Below are 430 nucleotides of genomic sequence, written 5' to 3' on the forward strand. Positions count from 1 at the left end.
GTTGGGCACTCTAGAGAGACTGCCGGTGACAAACCGGAGGAAGGTGGGGATGACGTCAAATCATCATGCCCCTTATGATTTGGGCTACACACGTGCTACAATGGATGGTACAAAGGGCAGCAAAACCGCGAGGTCAAGCAAATCCCATAAAACCATTCTCAGTTCGGATTGTAGTCTGCAACTCGACTACATGAAGCTGGAATCGCTAGTAATCGTAGATCAGCATGCTACGGTGAATACGTTCCCGGGTCTTGTACACACCGCCCGTCACACCACGAGAGTTTGTAACACCCGAAGCCGGTGGAGTAACCTTTTAGGAGCTAGCCGTCGAAGGTGGGACAGATGATTGGGGTGAAGTCGTAACAAGGTAGCCGTATCGGAAGGTGCGGCTGGATCACCTCCTTTCTAAGGATAATTACGGAAACAGACC

Annotated in this window: 1 rRNA gene; it reads left to right on the forward strand. The window is 50.9% G+C overall.

The features are described from left to right. Positions 1–405: ribosomal RNA gene (locus tag ACZ2V4_RS11680) — 16S ribosomal RNA — on the forward strand; the annotation flags it as partial. Positions 406–430 lie beyond the last annotated feature (25 nt).

Source organism: Macrococcus sp. CoH-51_TC_04 (assembly GCF_058188655.1).